This is a genomic window from Lysinibacillus sp. FW12, from assembly GCF_050817245.1.
Classification (GTDB): domain Bacteria; phylum Bacillota; class Bacilli; order Bacillales_A; family Planococcaceae; genus Lysinibacillus; species Lysinibacillus irui.
On sequence record NZ_CP139094.1, the window covers coordinates 3,994,048 to 4,015,576 of the forward strand.

At 38.9% G+C, this 21,529-nt stretch carries 17 protein-coding genes; 3 read left to right on the forward strand and 14 right to left on the reverse strand.

Annotation, left to right across the window (positions count from 1 at the left end; genetic code table 11):
• The first annotated feature begins 7 nt into the window (after nucleotides 1-7).
• Nucleotides 8-865, forward strand: a complete 858-nt coding sequence (locus SJW71_RS20650) for a DegV family protein (protein WP_431811443.1) — start codon at nucleotides 8-10, stop codon at nucleotides 863-865.
• 78 nt (nucleotides 866-943) lie between these two features.
• Here the strand turns inward: SJW71_RS20650 and SJW71_RS20655 are convergent, their stop codons facing one another.
• The 8 genes from SJW71_RS20655 to SJW71_RS20690 all read right to left on the reverse strand — a co-directional run bounded on the left by SJW71_RS20655 (nucleotide 944) and on the right by SJW71_RS20690 (nucleotide 14,126).
• Nucleotides 944-2,470, reverse strand: a complete 1,527-nt coding sequence (locus SJW71_RS20655; protein WP_431811444.1) for an alpha-amylase family glycosyl hydrolase — start codon at nucleotides 2,468-2,470, stop codon at nucleotides 944-946.
• Nucleotides 2,471-2,599: 129 nt separating this feature from the next.
• Complete coding sequence (locus tag SJW71_RS20660) at nucleotides 2,600-2,968, reverse strand: YisL family protein (protein ID WP_274795681.1); 369 nt, start codon at nucleotides 2,966-2,968, stop codon at nucleotides 2,600-2,602.
• 169 nt (nucleotides 2,969-3,137) lie between these two features.
• On the reverse strand, nucleotides 3,138-4,040 hold the full coding sequence (locus SJW71_RS20665; RefSeq protein WP_274795680.1) for a fumarylacetoacetate hydrolase family protein: 903 nt from the start codon (nucleotides 4,038-4,040) through the stop codon (nucleotides 3,138-3,140).
• Nucleotides 4,041-4,164: 124 nt separating this feature from the next.
• Nucleotides 4,165-5,331, reverse strand: a complete 1,167-nt coding sequence (locus tag SJW71_RS20670) for a DUF418 domain-containing protein (protein WP_407132894.1) — start codon at nucleotides 5,329-5,331, stop codon at nucleotides 4,165-4,167.
• Nucleotides 5,332-5,417: 86 nt separating this feature from the next.
• Nucleotides 5,418-9,134 carry a helicase-exonuclease AddAB subunit AddA gene (addA, locus tag SJW71_RS20675; RefSeq protein WP_431811445.1) on the reverse strand — a complete coding sequence of 1,239 codons (3,717 nt, stop codon included), beginning with the start codon at nucleotides 9,132-9,134 and terminating at the stop codon, nucleotides 5,418-5,420.
• A 1-nt stretch (nucleotide 9,135) separates the two neighbouring features.
• Entirely contained in the window at nucleotides 9,136-12,645 is a 3,510-nt protein-coding gene (gene addB, locus SJW71_RS20680) for a helicase-exonuclease AddAB subunit AddB (RefSeq protein WP_431811446.1), read from the reverse strand.
• Nucleotides 12,646-12,924: 279 nt separating this feature from the next.
• Nucleotides 12,925-13,563, reverse strand: coding sequence for a TVP38/TMEM64 family protein (locus SJW71_RS20685; protein WP_322611403.1), 639 nt, complete (start codon nucleotides 13,561-13,563; stop codon nucleotides 12,925-12,927).
• 11 nt (nucleotides 13,564-13,574) lie between these two features.
• Entirely contained in the window at nucleotides 13,575-14,126 is a 552-nt protein-coding gene (locus tag SJW71_RS20690; RefSeq protein WP_312504855.1) for a helix-turn-helix domain-containing protein, read from the reverse strand.
• A gap of 124 nt (nucleotides 14,127-14,250) precedes the next feature.
• Here SJW71_RS20690 and SJW71_RS20695 point away from each other — a divergent pair, with 124 nt between their 5' ends.
• Together SJW71_RS20695 and SJW71_RS20700 are read left to right on the forward strand one after the other, a co-directional pair.
• The gene (locus SJW71_RS20695; RefSeq protein ID WP_407132888.1) at nucleotides 14,251-14,982 is read left to right on the forward strand and encodes an AzlC family ABC transporter permease; all 732 of its coding nucleotides are present in this window, start codon (nucleotides 14,251-14,253) and stop codon (nucleotides 14,980-14,982) included.
• Nucleotides 14,979-15,305 carry an AzlD domain-containing protein gene (locus SJW71_RS20700; protein ID WP_274795672.1) on the forward strand — a complete coding sequence of 109 codons (327 nt, stop codon included), beginning with the start codon at nucleotides 14,979-14,981 and terminating at the stop codon, nucleotides 15,303-15,305. The genes SJW71_RS20695 and SJW71_RS20700 overlap by 4 nt, the downstream gene beginning before the upstream one ends.
• A gap of 34 nt (nucleotides 15,306-15,339) precedes the next feature.
• On the opposite strand, the gene SJW71_RS20705 is transcribed toward SJW71_RS20700, so the two are convergent.
• The 6 genes from SJW71_RS20705 to SJW71_RS20730 all read right to left on the reverse strand — a co-directional run bounded on the left by SJW71_RS20705 (nucleotide 15,340) and on the right by SJW71_RS20730 (nucleotide 21,475).
• Nucleotides 15,340-15,561, reverse strand: coding sequence for a CsbA family protein (locus SJW71_RS20705; protein ID WP_274795671.1), 222 nt, complete (start codon nucleotides 15,559-15,561; stop codon nucleotides 15,340-15,342).
• Nucleotides 15,561-16,742: a PDZ domain-containing protein gene (locus SJW71_RS20710; RefSeq protein WP_312504860.1), complete on the reverse strand. Its 1,182-nt coding sequence runs from the start codon at nucleotides 16,740-16,742 to the stop codon at nucleotides 15,561-15,563. Before SJW71_RS20710 ends, SJW71_RS20705 begins: the two co-directional genes overlap by 1 nt.
• Before the next feature lie 122 nt (nucleotides 16,743-16,864).
• Complete coding sequence (locus SJW71_RS20715) at nucleotides 16,865-18,307, reverse strand: S41 family peptidase (RefSeq protein ID WP_274795669.1); 1,443 nt, start codon at nucleotides 18,305-18,307, stop codon at nucleotides 16,865-16,867.
• A gap of 408 nt (nucleotides 18,308-18,715) precedes the next feature.
• On the reverse strand, nucleotides 18,716-19,303 hold the full coding sequence (locus SJW71_RS20720; protein ID WP_274795668.1) for a redoxin domain-containing protein: 588 nt from the start codon (nucleotides 19,301-19,303) through the stop codon (nucleotides 18,716-18,718).
• Nucleotides 19,300-19,932 carry a hypothetical protein gene (locus SJW71_RS20725; protein ID WP_431811447.1) on the reverse strand — a complete coding sequence of 211 codons (633 nt, stop codon included), beginning with the start codon at nucleotides 19,930-19,932 and terminating at the stop codon, nucleotides 19,300-19,302. Before SJW71_RS20725 ends, SJW71_RS20720 begins: the two co-directional genes overlap by 4 nt.
• Nucleotides 19,933-20,167: 235 nt before the next feature.
• A complete protein-coding gene (locus SJW71_RS20730; protein ID WP_274795666.1) occupies nucleotides 20,168-21,475 on the reverse strand; it encodes a murein hydrolase activator EnvC family protein in 1,308 nt (435 codons plus the stop codon).
• Nucleotides 21,476-21,529 lie beyond the last annotated feature (54 nt).

Genomic DNA, 21,529 nt, shown 5'->3' on the forward strand with positions numbered 1-21,529 from the left:
CAAGAGAATGAAGATTTTTACGGATAGTGGATGTGATCTACCGAAGTCTTATTACGAAGAACATGATGTCGTGCTACTCCCTTTACGAGTGCAATTGAACAACAAAGAATATCAAGATGTGATTTCAATTGATTCCAAAGAAATATACGATGCTATACGCCAAGGGGCTCAGCCAAAAACATCTCAAGTGTCACCTGAGCTGTTTTTAAAGCACTTTGAGGAACTAGCTAAAAATGACGAAGAAGGTATTTACATCGCCTTCTCATCAGAATTATCGGGCACATATAGTACTGCTCAGATGATTCGCAATCAAGTATTAGAACAATATCCATCTTTAAAATTAGTCATTATCGACTCTAAATGTGCCTCATTAGGACATGGTCTTGTCGTAGAGGAAGCAGTTCGACTCCGAAATATGGGTGTATCCTTAGAAGATATGGCCAATAAAATTGGCTCCATCGCACCTCAAATGGAGCATTTGTTTACAGTAGAAGATTTAGATTATCTTGCCAAAGGTGGACGTGTATCCAAAGCAAGTGCATTTTTAGGTGGGCTGCTAAGCATTAAACCTATTTTAAATGTAGAAGATGGCAAGCTTGTGCCAATTGAAAAATCACGTGGTCGAAAAAAAGCACTTAATCGTATGTTAGATTTAATGCAAGAACGTGGTGGAACTTTTACAAATAAAATCATTGGTATTAGTCATAGTGATGATGCGGCATTTGCAAATGAAGTAAAGGCATCTATACAGGAGCGTTTTTCACCGCAAGCTGTTCAAATCACCATGATTGGCTCAGCAATCGGTTCACACGTTGGACCTGGTACGATCGCTATTTTCTTTACGAATAAAAGCTATCAAGGCTAAGCAATACCCTCGATATAATCGCTTCAACAAAAAATAGCATGTTAGGATAACTCCTAGCATGCTATTTTTATTGTTCTATTATTGTTGTACGTCTTGTTCTTGACGTCGAACTTTTCCTCGTTTAATGATGATGACAACAAAGCCAATAAAGATGACCCACACTAAGCCTAGTGCAATCATATACGGCATGTTTAAGCCTTCATCATTTCGAACTTGATAAATTTCTACCATTTCTCGGTCTAAAATAACAGGATAAACTTCTTTTTCGTTTATGCGAACTTTTTCCTCATGTAAAATACCGTTCAGCATTTTCCCTTCACCAAGTTGTTCAGGTGTTAAGTCCACACGTTGTGTTTTTCCTGTATTATTGACCATGATTACCCACTTTTCTTCGTCTGAAGAACGTGTAAAGACGAGTAGGCCGTTTTCATTTGTAATGACTTCAAAATCACCATTACGTAAAGTAGCTGATTTATTACGTAAAGATTGAACATTTTTAATATAATCAATCAATTCTTCGTCTGTTTTAAAGTTGTAAAGCTGGTGTGTATCTGGTTTTGCTTCCCCATTCATAGCAATTTCTGTGCCATACTGTACAACAGGAATTCCAGGTAGCATAAATAAAGCACCCATTGCCATTTTTAAGCGTGTAGGTGGAAACATATTTTCATTAGCAGAGTCGAATGTAAAACGATGAGTTTCCAGCGAATCCACCATTATTTGTGTTGGCTTCTCGCCTGTAAAAGGCTCCATTAATTTAGATGAATCCATATCAACGTTTTTAAATATATTACGATAGATATCAGCTGTTGCTGGTGAAAACGTCGCATCAAAATTAGCATCACTTTCTTCATTAGCAATCACGTATAGAGATTCTTTTGTTTCTTTTAATGCCGCGATCATCGAATTAACAAACTCTGTATCGGCCTCTGCAATATTAGTTAAACGAATACCTCCGACATCATATGTAGAAACAAAATCAGTTGCTGACTGAATAAGTGCCTCTTGCACAGCTTTGTTCGATAAATCCCACTGTACTTGTCCATTATTCGTTGAAGCAATCCAGTCTGCTTTTGATGTATCCTTTACCCATTCATGATTTGGACTTACATTGTTGAGTGGGAAATCCACCATAATGGACATATTTTTAGCTTTATAGGCCTCTACAACACTTTGAAATTCTTCTGTAGTTCCAAAGTGACGTTCGATTGTCGTGTAGCTTGTTAGCATTGAGCCATCATATTTCTCTGTTGAAAAAATAGGTCCAATGGAAACAATTGTATAGCCCATCTCACCGATAAATTTTACTTTATCTTGCAGACCTGTAAAATCGCCTCCTGCAAATTTAGAAGGATCTTGCGTGTTTGTATCAAAATCGTTTGTACCTGAGCCATTAAAGAAACGGTCAACGAGTAAATCATAGATGCTCTCTTCTGCAATTGATGTTGACGCAGCTTCGTCCGCATGTGCTACTGGTGTAGTACTGACGAAGGAAGTTGCTAATAAAAGTGATGCAGCCGTCGCACTTATCCACTTCTTAAATTTCACTGTAATTCCCTCTCTTTCAAACCAATCCATCGTCATTTTACCAAATAACACTGTCACGTCGCTATCTTTTCAAAAGATTTTACGAAAATGCGAAATGAATTACGGCAAAAAGGTGTCAGTTCCCTCCTATTTGCTTTTTTGACAAAATAAAAGCCGTGAAGCAAACACTTCACGACTTTTACATCATTATGCTAAGAAATTTTGACCCATCGGTAGTTTAAATCCTAAGAACAGTGTAATTAATAAAAATACTGCAAATAAAATCCAAAACATACCTGTTGGTTTATTTTTCTTTTGGCGTACCAATACCATTTCCATCATACCAATAACAAGAATACCACCTAAGAATTTAAAGCCGTAAAGCATGCCTTGTCCATAGTCCATTGCTTCAATAAATAATGCTCCACCTGTGATGATAATTAATACATAAAACAGACGTAATGTCATATGTAATCCTTTAGATTGCTTGCCCATTAGCGCCGCAATTAAAAAAATGACAATACCTACTACCCACGTAGTAATATGCAAATGCGTTTGGCTAGTTAAAAAACTCATGTTTGTCCCACCTCATTCTTTTTCTATCAAACTCTATCCTACCATGCGATGGAAAGGGTTTCAAATATTACAATAGTGTTCACATAATTTACATCAATTGAACGTAAATCCAATGCTGAAGAAGCTAAAAAATCCGCGAGTAGTAATCTCTCGCGGATGACAATCAATATTATTCAAAATGGTTGACTAAAGTACCGATGCCTTGAATAGAAACTTTGACTGTATCTCCAGCCTTTAAGTATTGCGGCGGGTTCATGCCTTTACCAACTCCTGCTGGCGTACCTGTTAAAATAACATCTCCCGGCTCTAAAGTAACATGCTGAGATAGGATAGATACTAAAGTTTCTACAGAGAACATCATATCCTTCGTAGAACCGTTTTGGCGTACTTCATCATTGACCTTTGTTACAACTGTTAAATCTTGTGGGTTAGGAATTTCATCCTTTGTCACTAGGTATGGTCCAAGAGGGCAAGTACCATCTAAGCTTTTACCTAAGAAGAATTGTTTATGTTTATCTTGTAAATCACGAGCTGTTAGATCATTAGCAATTGTATAGCCAAATACATAATCATATGCTAGGTTTTTAGGAATATTTTTACCACGTTTTCCAATAACGACAGCTAGCTCGCCTTCATAGTCCATTTTTGAAGAAAGATCCGCATGAATGGAAATCGTTTGTCCATCCGCAGCAATAGCAGTTGGAGATTTTGTAAAGACCATTAAATCTGTTGGTGCTGCATCGGCACCCATTTCTTTGGCATGTTCATCATAATTTTTACCAATACACATAATATTTTTGGGTGTACGTGGAATTGGTGAAAGCCACTCGATCTCTGTAAATTCACGTTTAAAGCTATCAGCACGATCTGATTTTTCTGCTGCTTCTACTAATTTACGAATCTGTTCAACAAAATCAAAGCCTAAAGCTATGCCATCCACGATTGAACTTGAAAAAGAAGGGAGAACTTGAAGTTCATTTTGAATAGCGAGTACATCCCATACCGCTTCTTCTTTTTTTACTTTTGGTCCAAAGCTAACATGTCCACCTAATTTGAATGATAAAATTTTCATGATTTTAAGAGCTCCTTCTTTTTTCTACATAATACAACAATATGATAGAAATTGCCTTACTTTTGCGACAATAATTTTATAAGTTACTAGATCTTCATAGAATATGCATTTCAAGAGGAAAATATTATCGTGCTTCCACTTTTTTCTTATAAGTTATTTTACGCCATAATGCCTCTAACGGTCCTTGTCTCCATTTAGATAGCCAAATTTCTGCAATGATCATTTGCACTACAATGATTCCAATGGCAATTAATACCCCTGTCTCAACACTTACTTTACCGTACCAGCCAAAGCCAAATTGATAGAATAGACAAGTTCCAATAATGGATTGCATAATATACATCGTTAATGTCATTCGGCCTAATTTTGCAAATGGACTGAGCAGTTTTTGTGCAATTGGCAATAAACAAAGCAATACAATGATGCCAATATAGCCTACTGATAAGACTGGACCGCCTATGTATGTCTTTAAATAATCTAATAAATATGTTCTCGTAAACATAATAGGTAAACTTTTAATAACAACACCAATGACTAATCCAGCTATCGCCAATGTCAGCCAGAGCCACTTTAATTCTTTAGCTCGTTCCACTAAACGCCATTTAGAAGCCGCTGCACCAATTAGCATATAAGGTAAAATAGTGAATAAAGCTGCAAACCACATCCCTATCCCTGCCTGTGTAGAGAGATCTGTTAAGCGTTGCATAAAGGCATCGACCCAGTTTCCTGTACCATAAGCAGTAATTGCCTTCTCTACCGAAACAATATCTAAATAGTCATCAACCTTCGTATTAAAATTAATAATGCCTACTAAAAATAACATGAAAACCTGCATTAAACCGTTAATGATTACAGCACTGACTAATAACCACAAGGGACTTAAACGTAGTAAAAGCAGTAAAAATATGCCACAAAATGCATACATCATGAGTATATCGCCCCACCAAATCAGCACGGCATGAATAAAACCGAAGACAAACAATACAGAAAGTCTACGAAGTCCTAGCGTATAAAAATTTTGTTCACGGCTTTGAGCCTTTTGCCACTGTATGGCAAGGCCATAACCAAATAGCATTGCAAATAGTGGGTAAAAGCTTCCTTGTACATAAATATCAATGTTTTGCTGCCAAACAATATCGGATGGCGTTGTAAACCATGATGCCAAATCAATATGTGGCATTGGCAAATAAAATGTATACATATTTACGAGTAAAATGCCCACTAAACTAATCCCTCGTAAAATATCTAATGTTGCGATTCGTTCTTGCAACATTGTTGGTTTTAGCTCCACAAAATAGCCTCCTCTTGAATAGCAGTTATGGTTGGAGCAGAGCAAGCTAAAATTTTCTTTGCTCTGCTTTGACCATAACTAATTCTTTAAGCATGAATGGTCTGTTCATTATCGAATAAATATAACACTTTATCGCTTACTTTAATGTGTAGAATGGATTCAATTGCCTCACTATAAACACGAAGCTGAACAGCATAACGACCTAGTATTTCCTTTGACAAAGCCGGCTCCTGTGCAAAATGCGGCAGAATACGATCTGTTTTATAATCTAGCAATACCCAATTACCATACTCATCCTCAAATAAACAGTCGATAATCCCCTGCACAATTTGTGCATCGCCATCGTCATCTACTCGACTAATGGTAAAGGGCATTTCCCTACGTATCTGCTTTGCTTTTTTGAAGCGTTGTCCGATTTCTGTAGTAAAGAAATGATAAATTTTCGCTAGTGGAACCACTTTTCCTTCCGCCTCTGTTAAAAGCTGTCTTGTTACTAAATCTTTTACAAACACCTTTACTTCGTTCATATCATGAAAGCCAAACTGTGGGACATGCTGCATCACTGTGTGTACAGCTGTTCCAACTTCAGCACCCGTTAGCTGTTGCTCCTGTAAAAAAGCTGGTCGAGGCGCAATAGTAGAGCCTGTTTGCTTGGCTGGAGTCGCAAAGTAATATTCCGGTTCCTCCTGGCGCTGTAGATTTTCTAAACGCTTAATTTCACTTACCGATGTTTTGGAGCGTTTTCTTGTGGATTTTTGATAGGCATACTGTGCTTGGAAACGTTCCGTTATTTCTGCCAACAATGCCTCATCCTCAGGCATCTCAAGTGCCTGTTGTACCTCATCAGCCAATGCTTGTATTTCATACGAATAATGGCTCGTATTGATAGCTTGTACCGACCAACGAGAAGGGTCATCCATTTCTTTATACGAAGTAGTTGCAACAGCCGCAAAATCTGCATGCCTTGCTACCGCTGGGCCTATCCAGTCCAAATAACTATTAGCTCTGGCACGTAAATATTCCTGAAGCGGTGCATCTGTCGGTAAATTTTGCGCATCCTGCCAGTAATCAAGCGTTTTCTCCCAACTCTTTACAGAGCCCACTAAAATCAGTCGCTCCTTTGCACGCGTCATAGCTACATATAAAACTCGCATTTCCTCTGCACGCATTTCCAGCTCCTTTTTTTCCTTCAATGCTAAAAACGGTAACGATGTATACGTGATACGATTTTCCGGGTCAATGGCCTTTACCGCAAGGCCAAAGTCTTGGTCGAATAAATAAGGTTGATGGAAATCCATTTTGTTAAACGGACGTCCCATACCTGCGACAAAGACTACAGGATATTCTAATCCTTTTGAAGAGTGAATCGTCACAAGGCGTACCACATCATCCTTTTCACCAATGGATTTGGCAGTGCCTAAATCATCCCCACGCGTTCGCATCCGATCAATAAAGCGTAAAAAGCGGAATAATCCACGAAACGCAGTCTGCTCATACATTAGTGCACGATCATGTAAGATACGTAGATTGGCCTGACGCTGCTTACCATTTGGCATTGCCCCAACCATTTCATAATAGTGTGTATCTAAATAAATCTTCCAAATTAAATCTGACAATGATCCACGACGTGCTAAATCTCGCCAATTTTCAAAGGCTAGCATAAAGCGTTGCAGCTTCTCAAACGTAGTGGTTTGCACTCCATGTCCTTCACTACGAATAAATTGGCGTAAAGCGTCATAGAAAGGTACCTTTTGATCGGCTAACCGTATTTTCGCCAGCTCATTTTCCGTTAAACCAACAAATGGTGCACGTAGTACAGAAGCTAATGGAATATCCTGATAGGGATTATCAACAACCTTCAAGACGTTTAACATTATCATCACTTCAAGAGCATCAAAATACCCTTTAGAGGATTCTGCATATAATGGAATCCCTGCTAACTTAAATTCCTCCACTAAATCTGTTGACCATGTCATAGAGCGCATTAGAATTACAATATCACGATATTGTAGGGGCCGTTCTGTCTTTGTTTTCGTATCATAAACAGTTGTGCCATCCTCCATCATCTGTCGAATACGATCAATAATAAAGCGCGCCTCATATTGTGATTTTTTCAATTCCTCTAGCTCTGTGGCTTCATTGCTCATTTCCTCTAGCTCTTCTGTTGTTTCCTCTTCCTGTGGCGGATGCATCACGACAAGTTCTACGGGCATTTCTTTCTCATCATAAGGAGCAGCTGGCTTTAATGATGCATTATCATCATAAAGAATCTCACCCACACGCTCGCCCATTATTTGTGCAAATATATAGTTCGTAGCAGTCAACACTTCTTTACGACTTCGGAAGTTAGCATTTAAATCAATTCGCATTCCTGTCATTTCAGGCGTCTCTAAAAAATCACTATATTTTCGCATGAAGAGTTTTGGTTCAGCTAAACGGAAGCGATAAATACTTTGTTTTACGTCACCAACCATAAATAAGTTGCCATTCTGCTCCTCACCTGTTTTGACAAGCTGTAATATCGTTTCCTGTAGCATATTTGTATCTTGATATTCATCCACAAGAACTTCTTTAAAACGTTTTTTCATATCTAGCGCAACTGGAGATGGCTGAAGCTCGCCTTCTACTTCGACCGTTAAAATTTGCAAGGCATAATGCTCTAAATCTGAAAAATCAATGATACCCCGTTCTAACTTGGCTTGTCGGAATTGGTCACTAAACGCAGCAGTTAGCTCCACTAATGTGGTAATTGTTGGTGCCATTAATCTTATTTCCTCAAGCAAGCGTGCAGGTGTACGAACAAAATATGTTTCTTTCATTTTATTCATTATTTTTTTGGCTGCTTCACGTTTTTTCTTGGCAAGCTCTTGTAAATCTACATCTACTAAAGCATCCTTAGATACACGTTTCAATGTGGACCATTTGACCGTTGCAAAATAATCAAACAGCTCCTGCCATGTCCCTTCTTGACTAATACGTATCCCCTCTTGAATCATAGCAAAATCAATTTCTGCCGTTTCAGCATAGGGGGCAGGTCCATCCGGCTGTAAGGTTATTGCTCGCATTTCTGAAATTAAAACAAAAGCTTCTTCCAAGCTATGTCGAACGGTTAATTTGACATAATGAGATAACTCTAAATCATCAATGGTCACATTATCCGCTAAATCATAGGCTTTCGGAAGACTTAACAACCACTTTAAAGGCTCAGCATGTACACGAGAAGTATCATAAAGTTTACTAATCAACGTTTCGATGGCTTGGTCATCACGATCCGAGGTAAAGCTATCGACAAGACGATAGATTGCCTGCACTTGAGCTTCGTCCTCTGAATCGTAAGCATCCTCTAAAACATCCGCTAAAATATCATCTCTTAATAAAGCAATTTCCGCTTCATTGGCGATACGGAAGCCTGGATCAATATCAAGCAAGTAGGCGTATTGCTTCACAATGGCTAAACAGAAGGAATGCAGTGTGGAGATTTGCGCTTTATTGACCAGACTGAGCTGCCGTCTTAAATGATTGGATGTCGGGTTTTCTGCTATTGCCTTTTCTAATGCCTCTGACATACGATGGCGCATTTCAGCAGCTGAAGCATTCGTAAAGGTCACTACCAATAGTTCATCTACATTGATGGGATTTTCAGTAGCAATGACCTTTTCAATCATACGATTAATTAGTACGGCCGTTTTCCCAGAACCTGCTGCAGCAGATACAAGCGTATCTTGACCACTTGCATAAATCGCCTTCCACTGATCATCTGTCCATGTGACATCTGCCGGCTTTGCTGGAATTGTTTGTACCATGCTATTCTACCTCCTTCCGAATTTTATCAACAATGTCATTCGGTTTCGCTTGCATCAATTGACGATAGCTTTGTTTACCATCAGACGGATCAAATTGACAAACTGCAGCAAATTGACAATAATCACATGCTGTTTTTGCCTTTAATTTATAGGGGCTGATAGCTGTATCACCAGACAAAATACCATTGCCCGCCTCCTGATGTTTACGACGAACGAAATGCTGTAGCTTTTTCATATCATTTACTGGGACAATGCGTGATTGTGATTCAGATGGTGTCCCATCCTTTTTCATATAAACAGGAATGATTTTAGAGTGGCCGCTACTTTCTTCTAGTTGCTCGTCCATCGATAAAATGGCCTCAGCATTTTCTGAAAGTAGGCCCTTCATTTTGTATTGCTTTAAACGATCTTCTTCTATTTCACTATCCGTTAAATCCTTATCTAGTTTTAGCATTGGATTATGCACATGCACATACAGTACCCCTGCTGGCTCTGTTTGACCTGGTAACCAATAAGAGCTATTTTCCATCGCCACATCTAAATAAGTAAGGACCTGTAAAGATAATCCATAATAAACCTCGTTTAAATCTAAATCACGGGCTGAAGATTTATAATCAACAATCCGCAAATAAGAGCGATCATCTATCGTTGCACTATCCACTCTATCGATACGTCCTCGCATAAACATTTTCTTCCCACCAGTCAAATCAATTTCAAGTGGTGGTAGCTGTTCATGTTGCCCTGGGCCAAACGATGCCTCAATGGCAATAGGTTTAAAATGAGATACATTAGCATGCTGTGTCAATGCCGTCATCGTGCGTTCAACAATACGAATAAGCTTCCGCTGAATATAGCGATAGCGGGCACTAGATAATAAGATTTGATGTGAAAAAACAGGTACAATTTGCTCGACTGCTTGCCGTGCTAATTGTTTAATTTGCTGCTTCGTCAAACGTATCCATGAAAGCTGTTGTCTATGTGTTTCCTCTGTAATCCACTTTAACGCCTCATGGAATAAATCACCCATTGCAAAAGTTTCCAACCGATACTCTGCACGCTCTTCTAAACGTAGACCATACGTAGTGAAATGAGAAAATGGACATCTAAAGTATTTCTCTATTCGTGACACACTTGATGTAAGCTTTTGTCCGTATAACTCCTGTGTGATATAGGTTTCAAGTGGCTCAGCCTCATTTTTATGTGTAATCGGATAGCGTACACGCTCAAAAATAAGTGTCCAATAAGGATCTTGTTTATAAAATTTTTGTAATGCTAGCCATTCAGGTGCTAATTCACGACTATGCTCTGCTTGACGTAGCTGTATCATAAGGTGGGCTAATGCGGTACGTGGATGGCGTAAATAAGGTAAAACATCTCCATCCAGTAATTCAATCGGATCAATAACCACTCGCTCTATAGCAACATCACTTAATAGACCGGGCGCCTTGTCATTACCAACTATTTTCTTGATATATAAAGAAGGTAGCAGTGCCTTGCCCTCTTCATCTGCTGTTGGATATGTCACATAAAGCTTATTAGAAGGTGTCGTAACTGCACGATAGATTAAGAAATTTTCCTGTAATAAACGATTGGTAGAGGTTGGTGCAAGCTCATAGCCAATTTGACTAAACCATTCACGCTCTGAATCTGACAATAATCCCTCATATTCCATTCGTGTTGGATAAATTCCATCATTCATCCCTACAACAAAGGCAACCTTTATATTAGAAAGACGAGCCAAATCAACAGTCGCAACCATGACCTCATCTAGGGTTGGTGGGATTCGAGAAAATTCTAATGTATCAAAACCTTCATCTAGTATTTTGGCTGCTTCCTCCACAGTCATCTCCTGCTCACCAAACATATAGACGAATTGATCGAGGACTGCAATCCATTCATTCCAAGCTTGGTCGTGCTCACTCGCTGCTAAAGCGTCGCCTCGATCAAGCTCACGGTCTTTCATCATCTGAAGTTTGTCATAAACCTGTAATGCCTCCACAAGTTCAAATAAGGCAGTGGCAATTTCCCTGCCAGTTTGTGCAGCTTCAAGCTTGTCCTGTAAATTTTTTAATGGTTGGCGAATTTCATCTCGAATAGCCTCGATTTCTGCCTGCATTGCACGCTCTTCATCTGTTTGTACACGCGAATGGAATTCTAGTCCTCGATACTTTTTATAAAACCAACGAGCCTCCTCAAACCAACGTTCGCCATAGATCCCCTGTGCCAAACAATAGTTTTCCAATCGATCCGCTCTTTCGCGCCAAATTGTTAGTTCAGCTTGGAGCGGGAAAAACAAATCGGTTTTCACACTGCGAAAGACCGGTTCATATTTCCAATTAGACGTCATGATCTCTAATGCAGACCGACTTAACTCTATTAATGGATGGTGTAGCATCGTCTTTTTAGTATTTGTGAAAATAGGAATATCATATTGTTGGAAAATACTTGCGATAAGTGGATCATAGAGATCTGCTTGTCTATATAAAAGTACAATATCCTGATAGCGATATCCGTCTTCTTTTGTCAATTTAGTTATTTCCCGGGCAATCGCATGTACCTCCGCTCGACGATTTGATGCTTCAAGTACCATGACATCTCCTGAGGTTTCTTTCGTTTTAGGCATTAAATTTGCAAAATTAGCCTCCACATGCTGTAAATCTTCAGAATGAAATCTTCTAGCATGATAAAAATGTAATGGAAAATCAACATCAATGCCCTCTTCATTGGCGATATCATGGAGTCGTTGATTTGTTAAAGCTGCTTCATGAAATAGTGCCTGCTCATCAAAAGCCTCATCTATATGGTCAAATGGAAGAACAACGGTTACTTGCTTCGTTACCTTTAATAACTCTCGAACCAATTCCAATTCTCGTACAGTGAAGGCCGTAAAACCATCAATATAGATTGTCGCTTGCTTCATCGTTTCAGCGTACTTTAATTGTTCTGTTAAAATTGGATAATAGCCCTCACTGTCGACATATGTTGTACCAAGTCGTTCCTCCAATGCCTTCAAAACGACATGTAAATCATTCGTTTTTGCTTGTAAGGTGTTGGGAGCATCAAGTGCCTTCAAAGATTCCGTTACTTCTGCCAAGACTGAACTATTGACACTATAGCGACTAAATTCTTTTAGAAGGGTTTCTATTTCCTCTGTAAATCCTCGTTTTCCTGCTGCTTGTCGGAATAAAGAAAACTCGCTTTTCTGTTCCTCTAAAAGTTTACGAATGAGCATTCGGTAACCATAGCCATTTACTTCTTTACGTGCGATACCACCTGTCTCCTGTAAGACTAACCACGCTAAACGCTTAAATGTCATCACCTGTGCTCGAATCAAACCTTGTAAACCATGCTTATTCGTCAGTTCATATTCGGTAGAATAGGACATCTGGTCAGGAACAATGATGAAAATTGGATGCCCTAATGGGTCCGTCTTAAGTTGTTCAACAATTTCCTGATGAATAAATGCCGATTTCCCTGTTCCCGATCGTCCTGAAACAATACGTAATGTCATATCCTTTCCCCCTCTTTAGATGGTTTTCTTTTCTTCTAGTAAACACCTCACCAAATCGAGAGCGTGCTTTTGCTGTGGAATCATCTATTATTAACGGGTTCCTTTTCTCTTTGGGTGAACCCTTCTACATTTAAAATCAACTTTACTAGTCTACCTTAAATTCTATCGAAAAAAACTAGTAAATACTATTTATCAACCTTCACCTGACAATAAAAAAGAAGGATATGTTTACATAAAAAAACAGCCTCTTCAGATAAAGAAAGAGGCTATAGTAAATAGTTAACTGGCATGGTGATCACGGTTTTTCGTCAAATTTCGCGCTTGCTTTAAATCTCTTTCTACACGAGCGTTCAATCGCTTCTCAATTAGCTTGCCTACCCACCATAAAATAACAATTGCAACTGCAGCAATCACTAATCTTACAGGGCTTGTCAATAAGGATTGAAGATCATAGCCTAGTACACTCATCCCTAAAATCATGACAAACTTTCCAGCCAGTAAAACAACTAAGTAAAACTTTTTATGAATATGGGATAACCCCGCTACAATATTCACTATAACAGATGGTGTAAAGGGAAAGCATAGGAGGACAAATAGAGGACTAATACCATTCATATCCACCCATTTTATTAGCTTCTGTACTTTTTTACTGCCTGTTAAAAATTGTAGCTTTGGATGCTTACCAAAATGGCGGACAAGCAAAAATACTGCATAGGAGCCAGCTACGGAGCCTAACCAAGATAATAAAAACCCTAACCATAAGCCAAATGCACTTGCATTGGCAACAACGAACACGACTAAAGGAAGAAATGGTAAAAACGCTTCTAAAAATGGTAACAGTAAACCAATGATTGGACCAAGTGTTCGATACTGTGCCGCAATCTGTTCAATATTTTCTACAGTAAACCATTCACTCAACATCGACACCTCTATTTATACTGTAAAATTAAATGAAAAATTGTTAGCTCATCTGACGTATTTCGATATTCATGGGGCTGATGCCCTGAGAATACTAGTGTATCCCCTTCTTCCAGTAATTCATGCATATCTCCAGCAGAAATAACTGCTTGTCCCTTGATGACCATTATAGTTTCTTCTACCCCTTCTGTATGAGCTTCACTCCTGCTAACGGCTCCTGGCTCCATTTCAACCTTATAGAATTCCCACCCCCGCTCCGGGTTATACGGAATGATAGAATACACTCGATAGCGCCCCTCGTCCTCATCGACATGTGGCACATCTTTACTGCTATAACGTGTGAAATGGGCTGTTGGTGGCTGCAATAAAGAAGAAAATGAAATACGCATCCCTGCAGCAATTTTCCAAATCGTCGACACAGTTGGGTTGGCCTCTCCTTTTTCAATTTGGGCAAGCTGCGCTTTACTAACGCCTGTTTCTTTTGCTACATCATCTAGGCTTAAATGACGCTGCTGTCTAATTTTTTTTAATTGAAATGCTAAATTCCGGCTCATTTGTTCCACTTTTACTCACCATTTTCTATTGTTTATTTTATCAGACATATGTATACTTTAATAAACATCAAGAACTATCAAACAATTCCATCAATAGTATACATGGAAATTATCAAGAAAGGATGACCTATTTATGACAAGTACAACAGAGCTTCATCGGAATACAACAAGCTCTTCCAACGATAGCTTTTTACAAGGTGTGAAAGATTGTGTACCAACATTACTCGGTTATATTAGTATAGGACTTGCATTCGGTGTTGTAGGTTCCGCTTCTGGTTTATCTGTCCTTGAAATCGCACTTTTAACGATCCTTGTTTATGCTGGATCTGCACAATTTATTTTTTGTGCGCTTCTCTTAACAAGTAGTCCTGCTTCTGCTATTATTGTAACCATTTTTGTCGTCAATCTACGCCATTTATTAATGAGTTTAACATTAGCACCTCATTTTACGCGCTATTCCATGCTAAGAAATGTTGGCTTCGGTACATTATTAACAGATGAAACATTTGGCGTAGCCGTAACAAAGCAAATGCAAACAGGCAAATTATACGGCAAATGGATGGATGGACTAAACATTACTGCCTACTCTTTCTGGATTCTTTCCTGTGTTATTGGTGCCTTTTTAGGGCAGTGGGTCGCCAATCCTGAAAAATGGGGCTTAGATTTTGCGTTAATTGCGATGTTTGTTGCGTTATTAGTTCTACAATTGAGCAGCGTTGGCAAAAGTAAAATCATGCATTATATTAAATTAATCGGCTATATGGTGGTCATTATGTATGGTCTTTCTTATATAGTACCTTCACATGTGGCTGTGCTGCTAGCAACAATCATTGTCGCAACAATTGGGGTGGTGACGGATAAGTGACGACAACTACATATATGGTCTGGCTCATTATCGGCTGTGCCCTTGTTACATGGCTACCGCGTGTTATTCCCTTTATGTTCGTACGTAGTGTAACACTCCCCGATGTGGTGCTTAAATGGCTCAGTTTTATTCCTGTTTGTATTTTAAGTGCTCTTGTCATCGAAAACTTATTAGATACTGACAGTGGCAAATTGGTGACATTGGATTGGCCCGTTTTTGTTACATTTGTGCCAACACTAATTATTGCACTTATTACAAAAAGTTTGTCTATTACAGTTATTGCTGGTGTTATCATTATGGCAGCTGTACGATTTTTCATGTAAAAAGGTCAGTCCCTTCGCTAGGACTGACCTTCTTTTATTTCTTCAGTTTACTTGCTAGCCAAAAACCGACTGTTAATGAAAAGGCATCAATGACAAAAATAATTGATGGAGATGTATAACCTGCATAGACAGAGGCAGCAATAAGTGCAATCGCTAATACTAATGCAACATAGCGATTATACGTAATTCTTGTAAACAATAACACCAATAAAGCAGGTATAAATAATGCTAACATCATTTTTCCAAAAACGTCCATTATACATCCCTCGGCTCAGCAAGAAGTAATCCGATGCGGTAATGATCATTACTATATATAACATGCTGTGTGAGACGAATTTCATTATTTCGATCTAACACTTCTAGACGACAATGGGCTGCATTTAATTGTAGCGCTTCGTACAGTTCATTTTCAGTAAAAATAGTCACACCATTTACCTTGCGAATACATTCCCCTGCCAGTAAGCCCATTTTTTCAGCTGGTGAATCAGGAAGTACGGCTGCAATAATCGCACCCTTTGTACTTGGTGCTACCGCATAATGATCTGTTTTATCTTGTTGAGCAAAGTAAATAGACATAATGATACGGATTAGCGCTCCAATACCAAGCGTCAGGAAACCGATCATTGGCTCAAAATAAGCAGCTAAACCGCCTATTAAAATAAGCTGTCCTAGTAATAAAACAGATCGCCCTATTTTAGGCAGCTTTAATGCTGGTAATTCCTTTCTTAGCAGCTTGGCAAAGCCTATAACAATCGGAATCAATACAAATGCAAATTGACTATCTCCTATCGTAAACAATGGCCAATACGGCAACACGGCAGAAATAGCATCACCAGGCATAACAAAGAAAATCGGAAGCACCCAAACATTCCTTGAACGATACACAATAGCCTGCATACCCCGCTTCGTTTTTTCAATACTAGGCGTAGTAACCTTCATTGCTGCACGTCGAATCAATAGTCCTTCCGCAATGACACAAAGACCCGCAAGAATGGTAATCGTAACGACTGCTCCATCATCTAAATTGACATCCTCAAAGGAAATTTTCCACCAAGAGAAAGACCAATGGTAATAGGACATAGCCCATATCGCTAATGTTGCAATACCCATTGTGAAAATGGGTGACAATGCATTAATGAAATACAAGATAAGTGCTACTATAGAAACTGCTATTAAAATAATTAAAAATTCTTTCGGTACAGTAAGCCCTGCTATCATACTGATCAGAGAAATGAGTAATGCATAAAGCCACCCATCTTTCCATTGTCCGATTAGCTCCGTCCAGCCCCAAATAATGCGTCTATTAAAATATTTTCGCTCCTGTTTTACACGACGATAACCTAATAAAATAGCAAATATTATGACTATATACAGTAATGGGTTGAGTAAAAAGCGGCCAATCGCTGTTACAATTTCTATTAATATCTCACTAACCATACGAACACCCGCCATTTCTATCATGAATACTATGAATTTATTGTATCAAACGACTACACTCTTGCGTAGTACAAACTCATAGAAAGCTTTGTATTATGGTCATTTTATTCTTTTAGCAGATGTTATTGTTCAATTGCATGTAGTAAAAAGCTAGTGGCCATTTGGAATTGCTGATCATTTTGACGATCGGCTTTAAAATCCTTTAACGTCTCATTTAAACTATTAAAGAACGTTGTATCCATATAAAATTCATCTTCTGCAAGTTTTAATTTTTTCTGTTTACGATAAAGATTAACTGCCTCTGCCGTTGTCTCGTCCATATAGCCATCTAAACGATCAATTTGATAGCCTAGTTTCTGTAAGGCATTTTGTGAATACGAAATTTCCTCACTCATATCACCCACTTTAAACTTACCTGTTAGAGGATGGAGTTGAAAAGCAAATAATTCATTTTGCTCAATTACTAAACTTGCTTCAATACCCTGCCCATGAATCCATTCGCGTTTTGGTGTTAGCCATTTATTGGTTGATAATTTTAACTCGCCACCATTTGAAAGCTCCCAAGATTCCTGCACAGTTCCTTTCCCAAAGCTTTTAACCCCCACAAGTGAAGCACGCCCCCATCCTTTTAAAGCACCGCTCAACACCTCACTAGCAGAAGCACTACCTTGATTTTGTAAAACAACGATTGGAATTTTGTTCATCGTTTCTAAATATTTTTCATCAAAGCCTTTTGTTTGCGTTTTTAATGGTTCCATAGCCCCTTCCGCATTTTGCATATATGCAAATACTTTGCCATTGTCTAATACCGTGCTCAGTAGCGCTGCGACGCTATGTAAATAACCACCTGGATTATCACGTACATCAATTACAATTCCTTCAACATCTTTACGAAGCAATTTACTCGTTTCAGCAACCCATTCATTCGCTGTCTTTTCACCAAATAATGAAATAACCACATAACCAATGGCTGTATCTTCAACCATTACAACTTCACTTGATACGGTTTTATTAGAGATGGCAGCGCGTTCCATTGTCATCTTAATATGTTTATCCTCACTAGGACGATAAACAACAATGGTTACCTTCGTTCCTTTCTCACCTTGAATTAAATGCATTAACTCACTCATCGTTTTCCCATCAACCCGAACCCCATCAACTTGTACAATTTCATCGAGCGAGCGCATACCTGCCTTCTCTGCTGGTGATGAACGGACTGGAGACACAACAATAAATTTCCCTTTATTTTCTGTTAGTTCAATCCCTATGCCCACTCTTTCCTCGGCCAGCATTTGCCGATGTTGCTCTGCCTCTTCCTTGGAATAATACGTACTGTAAGGGTCCTTAATGGCATCAGCCATACCACGAAGAGCCCCCTCCACCAAGGCATCCTTTTTCGTACTGTATACAGATTTCTCTTCGATGAGTGTCATGGCTTCACCAATTGTATCAACCTCCGTAACAGGCTCCTTTTTATCGCCAATATTGAACCAATCAAAGTAAATACCACTACCTACCACTAAACTACTAAGTAGGACTCCGACACCAGCCGTTAATTTGCGCAAATCTTCCCTCCTCCGTCTCTTTTACTGTATGACTCTATTTTTTCAAACATACAAGATTACCTTTCAAATTTATGAAGGGAGAATATTTCACTTTCCCTAAGGGTTTCACCTTGCTCTGCGGGTATTTCGCCTTGCTTCGCGGGTATTCATCCTTGCTCCGCGGGTATTCACTCTCGTTCCGCGGGTGTTCGCCTTGCTCCGCGGGTGTTCGAATCTCGTTCCGCGGGTGTTCGAATCTCGTTCCGCGGGTATTCACTCTCGTTCCGCGGGTATTCGCTCTCGCTCCGCGGGTATTCACCTTGCCCGCGGGTATTCACCCTTGCCCCGCGAGTATTTCATTTCACTCTTGTTTATAAATAAAAAAATCTGCTCTTTTCTACTATAGAAAACGAACAGATTTTTTATGAATTAATCTAATGCATCTACATATTCCTTTAACATGTCCACGTCCATAGGTCCTTTAATGGCACGTTGAATATAGCCGTTGGAATCAATAAAATAAGTTGTTGGAATGGGAATAATTTGATAATCCAATCCTACCGAATTATCTTGGTCCAATAGAATTGGGAATGTTAGCTCGAAGCTATCTCTAAAAGTCATGACTGTGTCCACTTTCGCGTCATCTGTCACATCACGCTCTGCCGTTGTTAAATTAACAGCTAAGATTTCAACATTTTTCTCTTTTGCATACTCATCATAGAAGCTTTGCATATGCGGCATTTCCGCCTTACATGGTGGACACCATGTTGCCCAGAAATTTAAAACAACCTTTTTTCCTCGGAGATCACTTAGCGTAATGTCTTCCCCATCTAAGCTTGTTAATGTGAAATCAGGTGGTGTATCCCCATTTCCTAAGCCTACTTCACGCTCCTCCATATCCTTACCGAGGGCCGATTTTTCAATTGCACGTTCTTCGTCAATTTGCTGCTTTACATATGTACCAATCATCGCAACTACTAAAAGCACGACAATCAGTAGTCCAATATTTTTTTTCATTCCTTACCTCCCACAATGTTTCGCTCACGTTGAATGACTATTCCCAAACAAAGTAATACTAGACAGACTCCCACAGCCGTTTGCGATACACCTAGTGGCTGAAAGAAGGCAACAAGTATATAGCCAACTGTATAGAGTAATAAAGCTTGTTTCATTGCTGCTAGTTTCCATAATATGAGGAGTGTTAATAGACTTAGCACAACTAATGTAATAACTTCACTCGGTGTGGTGTTGTCATTGAGCAGTACGACAAGCATTTGATAAATTGATTGCGTTAAAATAATTGCCCAGCTACAAGGTATCATCTCCCGTTCATCAAACCCCAGTTTGTGACGCTTTCTCCATATTTGCAAAGATGCTATAATGACGCCAACATAAACACCAATGGTTCCGCCATTAAAATAAAGCAAAGAAATTGGATAAGATACAACGGACTTGAAATCAGTTACTAACAGGCTTAATTTCCACACAATGATAAATGTGAAAACGGCATCACTATATACATCCGACCACTTTTTTGAAAATTGTATACGCAATATAAGCCACACAATAAAAAATGTAGCAAGTAAAGCGATAGCAGTTGCTGGTAAAGTTAATGCTCGAATGGAGTACCACTCCGTATTAATCACTCCAACAAACCCTCCTCCAAAAGATACATACAGCATAGCATAGAACCTTTTTAAAATAAGAATATTTCCGACGTTTTCAGAAATTCTTAAGAAATCAGGGTCGTAAAAATACCCCACTATGTATATGTTCATCATAACATATTTTACAAAAAGTATGGAACGAAGGCTTTGAGGGAAACAATAGTAGACATACAAAAAGCTATACACTAGAAAACTCTAATGTATAGCTTATTTTTTACAATGGAATATATTTTAGTGGGTTTACACTGCCGACTGCTTGTCCTCTCCAAGGGCCATTATGCACTTCAAAGTGTAAATGTGGACCAGTGGAGCGACCAGTACTGCCCATCGCTGCAATTTGCTGACCTTGTGTTACTTCCTGTCCTACACTAACATTGAATGCACTTAAATGCGCATAGACAGTTGTATAAATTTGTCCATCAATGGAGTGTGTTAGGATGACAACATTACCATATGAACTAAGTGGTGCTGCATAAGAAACTACGCCATCCGATGCTGCCCAAATTGGTGTACCCGTTGCATTCGCAAGGTCGACACCGTAATGAAATTCAGGGCCTGCCCCAAGATTTCTCCAGCCATATGGTGACGTTAAGCGACCATTCGTTGGTTTAATCCATGTACCATTTGATTGAGGCGCATTGACTGTTCCACCAGATGAACCGCCACCACCTTTGTTAGCAGCTGCCGCCGCGGCTGCCGCGGCTGCTTTACGTTTTGCTTCTTGTTGACGAGCAATTTCAGCTAAACGCTTTTGTTCAGCAATAATTTGATCTTGTAATTCTTGGCTTACTTCTAATGCTTCAGAGTATTCTTTTTCAAGTAATACTTTCTCTGATTTTAGCTTTTCTTGCTCTTTTTCTAATTGGTCGACTAATTTGTTTTTCTCGGCTTTTTGACCATCTAATGATGCTTTTAATCGTTCAAGCTCAGCTTTTTTACCTTCCAATTTTTTTCGCTTTTCTTCAACTGCTTGCTTTTGCTCTTCTAATTTTTGTTTATCTTCTTTTTGATCTTGAATAATTTGACGATCTGCTTCTAATAATGCATTGACTGCAGAGAAACGATCGATGAAGTCTACAAAACTATTAGAACCAAGCAATACGTCTAAATAGCTTACTGATCCACCCGCTTGAATGGCACGAGCACGCTCTTGTAACAATAAATCACGCTCTTCAATTTTATGCAGAAGTTCCTTAATAGACGCTTCTAATTTTTTAATTTCTTCATTTGTGGCATGAATATCAGCTTGTACATTTTTAATATTACTATTGGTTTTGTCGATTTCAGCGTTCAATGCTTGAATTTGATCTAAGATTTTTTGTTGCTTTTCTTGATTAGCAGTAATGGCATTTGACTTATTACTAATCGAAGAGTTTAATTCATTTTTCTTTGTTTCAACTTGTTTCTTTTCTTCTTTTAAATCCGACAAACTTGTTGCATATGCTGATGGAGTTTGGATAAAAAGAATTAGAGCAGATGCTGCTGCAAGTGTTTTCAATGTGTTTTTCGCCTTACTTTTCACCGATTGAACTCCCCTTCGACTATTCTTGTTCTACCTCACAAATATCCGTTGTGA

Excerpts from the sequence above, each read along its gene's own strand:
- SJW71_RS20665 (WP_274795680.1), bottom strand. The coding sequence starts at position 4,040 with ATGAAAATTTTATCATTCAAATTAGGTGGACATGTTAGCTTTGGACCA.
- SJW71_RS20710 (WP_312504860.1), bottom strand. The coding sequence starts at position 16,742 with ATGGTTAGTGAGATATTAATAGAAATTGTAACAGCGATTGGCCGCTTT.
- SJW71_RS20720 (WP_274795668.1), bottom strand. The coding sequence starts at position 19,303 with ATGAAAAAAAATATTGGACTACTGATTGTCGTGCTTTTAGTAGTTGCG.
- SJW71_RS20660 (WP_274795681.1), bottom strand. The coding sequence starts at position 2,968 with ATGAGTTTTTTAACTAGCCAAACGCATTTGCATATTACTACGTGGGTA.
- SJW71_RS20695 (WP_407132888.1), top strand. The coding sequence starts at position 14,251 with ATGACAAGTACAACAGAGCTTCATCGGAATACAACAAGCTCTTCCAAC.
- addB (WP_431811446.1), bottom strand. The coding sequence starts at position 12,645 with ATGACATTACGTATTGTTTCAGGACGATCGGGAACAGGGAAATCGGCA.
- addA (WP_431811445.1), bottom strand. The coding sequence starts at position 9,134 with ATGGTACAAACAATTCCAGCAAAGCCGGCAGATGTCACATGGACAGAT.
- SJW71_RS20650 (WP_431811443.1), top strand. The coding sequence starts at position 8 with ATGAAGATTTTTACGGATAGTGGATGTGATCTACCGAAGTCTTATTAC.
- SJW71_RS20705 (WP_274795671.1), bottom strand. The coding sequence starts at position 15,561 with ATGGACGTTTTTGGAAAAATGATGTTAGCATTATTTATACCTGCTTTA.